Origin of the sequence: Chitinophaga sp. (assembly GCF_035564935.1) — a bacterium.
Classification (GTDB): Bacteria; Bacteroidota; Bacteroidia; order Chitinophagales; family Chitinophagaceae; genus Chitinophaga.
Map to the genome: position 1 here is coordinate 1 of NZ_DATMTE010000998.1, position 2,347 is coordinate 2,347.

General features: G+C 43.6%; 4 protein-coding genes. All 4 read right to left on the reverse strand.

The features are described from left to right. Window positions 1–473: RtcB family protein (locus VN105_RS25830; protein WP_325645682.1), on the reverse strand; the 473-nt coding region annotated here is incomplete at its 3' end. A gap of 13 nt (window positions 474–486) precedes the next feature. Beyond that, window positions 487–996 (reverse strand): hypothetical protein, encoded by a 510-nt coding sequence (locus VN105_RS25835; protein ID WP_325645684.1) that lies wholly within the window; start codon window positions 994–996, stop codon window positions 487–489. A gap of 9 nt (window positions 997–1,005) precedes the next feature. After that, window positions 1,006–1,212, reverse strand: a complete 207-nt coding sequence (locus VN105_RS25840; RefSeq protein WP_325645686.1) for a hypothetical protein — start codon at window positions 1,210–1,212, stop codon at window positions 1,006–1,008. Window positions 1,213–1,311: 99 nt separating this feature from the next. Further along, a partial coding sequence (locus VN105_RS25845; RefSeq protein WP_325645687.1) for an AAA family ATPase occupies window positions 1,312–2,347 on the reverse strand: 1,036 nt, incomplete at its 5' end.

The following is a 2,347-nucleotide window of genomic DNA, read 5'->3' on the forward strand; positions in this document are numbered from 1 at the left end:
AAATCCAGTATACTTAAACACATACGGCAACCTATATCCACGCCTACACCGTACGGGATCACGGCATTATCTGCCGCTAATACGCCGCCAATCGGTAATCCGTATCCCTGGTGGGCATCCGGCATCAATGAGCCTGCCACGGCAACAGGTAACCGTACCGCGTTATTCAACTGCTTCACAGCGCCCTCTTCTATATACGATTCTCCATAAACAGCATAAGGCACCGGGGTTTCACGCAGGGCAATAACTGCCGGCGCAGCAGGTACCAGCAAACCCTCTGCGATTCCACCCAATACTGCATCCTCTTTATAGGCGGCAGGATCCGCCAGCACTTTCTTTAATAATTCAATTGCTTCTTCTGTAGTGTAATGAGCATAATGCTGCTCAATAACATCCATGGCTACACGAAAAACGGGGCTTTGGGGGTAACCGATCTCCAGTAAGGTTTTACCACTGATTTTTAAATTTGACATAAAGGGTTAATTTTTATTCGTACCATTCCTCCTGCAATAGTTGCTGCAGGGTATATTTCTTAAATTGATCTTTTCTTTCGGGCAACCACCTTCTCCGGCCCGATTGCTGGCTCCTGGTGAGTTTCCATATCCTGTGCTTCAGCTGATGACGCTCCAGGTAATTGTCCAGCTGATCAATGGCCGAGCATAGTTCCGGCGCTACCACGCGCTGTTTGGTAACCATATTCGGACGTACCTGCAATACAAACCGCCAGGGTTCTTTTACAACAAAATACTTTACCTTGTCAATACCATTTTTACAGTAACGGATGCGTTCTTCAAAACAATTCATTTCTGCCGGAGTAAGTTTCATTTTTTTAAAGAAATACTCCGCCGGTTGTAATAAATGCTGCTCTCTTAATACATGTATCTTTCTTCCTCTTCTTCTCTTTTTTATCTTAAAATCTTTACGGTGACTATAGTCATATGTATTGATCTTTTTCAGCAGTTCCTGGAAAAAAGCACCATTCCTGCTTCTCGCCACATCATCACGTCAAACAAAGTAGCGTATGTAACCTTTCATCACCGGCGGAGTAAGCTCCGTATATCCCCGGTTCTGCCACGCCTGCCACAACTCCTTCTGTTTCCTGTTGTATTGCAATAATTGTTTGTCGTATTGTTTACGCGCATCGCGCTTTCTTCTTCTGCCTGTTCTTATCCTTGAGGCAGCTATATAATTTTCGATCTCCTGATTGTCCATAATCAGTAATTAAATACTCAATAATGTTTACATCCCTGATATATATGGACAATTGATTCCTTTTCATTTTTTATCTTTTTAAAGATGATCAAATAATGCTTACGCGATTTCTTCCAGCGCTTCCCTCCTGAAACCGATCACATGTTGCCTGGATTCAAATGATGGCTCATGCTGATTCGCGATTTCAGCAATAGTCATGGGTTTGCTGATAACAGTTTCGAAACCCATATGCTTCGACAGTGCCTGTGCCTTGGCTACCGGCAGCCGTTTGAACTCATACTTTGCAATGAGCCTGCCTTTGCGCAACAACGCATTATCGATGGCTGATAAGTCGCTGTTGAAAGAACAAACCAACTGTATATTCAAACAATCCGCCAGCAGGCCGTCGGATAGGTTCAACAGGTTGGATACAGACGAATTTCCTGAAAACTTACGGTCCATGATTACGTTCTCTGCATCCTCAATGATCACCACACAATTGGGATTATCGATCAGCAGTTCCATAAACTCCGGATTCATAATGTTATTCGCCAGGTCCGGTGAAACAAAAAGCACCCGCTTCTTTATCCGGCCTATCAGGTAGCGCAGGTAGGTAGTTTTACCTGTTCCCGGTAAGCCATGCAGCAACACAATGCCTTTGTCCTTATCCTTCTTCAGCCGCTGTTGTATCACTTTATCTATCTCCCTAAAATCATCTTCATAAAACATCCCTATATCCAGTTGGGTACGTTTTATTTCCAGGCTTTTCAGCTCCAGTCCTTTGCGCCCGCTGGTGATAAGATTGATCTCATGCGGCTCTCTCCGTTGTTTCTCTTTATAACGTGTAACCGTTCCCGTTACCTCATATATAAATGTGGGAACGGCGCCATTATGCAGTATCTCACACCAGGATTGCCAGAATGCCACTACACAGTTGTTATTCAGCACAAACAACGTTTGATTATGCTTATACTTTTTCTTTTTATTATCGTAATCAGTATAACGGTGCGTATTAACTATCATACTTTCATACTTCTTCATAAAGGCAGCCGCGGCCTTATCGCCATCTACCTCGTAAATATTGCTGATGTCGGGGGTGGTATTAAAGTTAACAGTATACACTCCCTTCGGATCAAAATGTTCCCCATCGATGATA

What these genes read in the sequence shown, in the direction of transcription:
- VN105_RS25840 (WP_325645686.1), bottom strand. Translation starts at nt 1,212, where the DNA reads ATGGACAATCAGGAGATCGAAAATTATATAGCTGCCTCAAGGATAAGA.